Below are 1,138 nucleotides of genomic sequence, written 5' to 3' on the forward strand. Positions count from 1 at the left end.
GGACACGAGCATGTCGCAGACCATGCTGAGCCGGTCTTCATACGGGTTCAGCGAGCACAGCCCGTTGGACAGCTTCTCGGGCAGCATCGGGATGACACGGCGTGGGAAGTAGACCGACGTCGCCCGTTCGTAGGCATCGGCGTCCAGCGGCTCGCCGGGCTTCACGTAGTGCGACACGTCGGCAATGGCCACCAGCAGGCGCCAGCCCTCGACGGCCTTCTTGCCACGCCCCTGCTTGAAGGGTTCGCAGTAGACGGCGTCGTCGAAGTCGCGCGCATCCTCGCCATCGATGGTGACCAGCGGCACGTCGCGCAGGTCGATGCGGTGCTTGAGATCGGCGGCGCGCAGCTTCTCAGGCAGCTTGGCGCTCTGCGTCAACGTTTCGGGGCTGAAGCGATGCGGCACGTCGTACTTGCGCACCGCGATCTCGATCTCCATGCCGGGATCGTCGATCTCGCCGAGCACTTCGACGACACGACCGACAGGTTGCGAGTACAGCGACGGCGGCTCAGTCAACTCGACAGCAACAACCTGCCCTGCGGTCGCGTTGGCGATGCCGTTCTTGGGGATCAGGATGTCCTGGCCCATGCGCCGGTCCTCGGGCGCAACCAGCCAGATACCGGACTCGAGCAACAGGCGGCCGATCAGCGGCCGCTTCTTGCGCTCGAGGATCTCGAGCACCTTGCCCTCCGGACGACCGCGCTTGTCGAAGCGCACGACGCGCACGCGCAGCCGGTCGCCGTGCATGACGGCATGCGTTTCCTGCGACGACAGATAGACGTCGGCGGCACCGTCGTCGGGGATCAGGAAACCATGGCCATCGCGATGACCCTGCAACGTGCCTTCGACTTCGCCGAGCAGGCCGGCACCTTCGCCCTTAGTCGACGGGTTTGAGTTCTTCAAGTTTTTAATGATATGATCCTTGCTTTCCTGAAACGGCCCAGGCACTTCGTTTGAAGTCTTGAGCAACTAGCCCAGGTGGCGGAATTGGTAGACGCACTAGTTTCAGGTACTAGCGGGTAACTCCGTGGAGGTTCGAGTCCTCTCCTGGGCACCAAAACAAAAGACAAAAGGCCAGCACGCAAGTGCTGGCCTTTTGTCTTTTGGCGCCCAGGAGAGGRCTCKAAGGGCACGTCAC

The 1,138-nt window shown here is 62.6% G+C and carries 1 protein-coding gene and 1 tRNA gene; one reads left to right on the forward strand and one right to left on the reverse strand.

What is annotated here, in order from left to right; translation table 11 throughout:
- A partial coding sequence (locus tag ACXJKR_RS33105; protein ID WP_457326469.1) for an RNB domain-containing ribonuclease occupies positions 1-912 on the reverse strand: 912 nt, incomplete at its 3' end.
- Positions 913-972: 60 nt separating this feature from the next.
- Between ACXJKR_RS33105 and ACXJKR_RS33110 the strand changes: the two genes are divergently transcribed.
- Positions 973-1,057: transfer RNA gene (locus tag ACXJKR_RS33110), tRNA-Leu, on the forward strand.
- Positions 1,058-1,138: the final 81 nt, after the last annotated feature.

It is taken from the genome of Roseateles sp. P5_E11 (assembly GCF_054049355.1).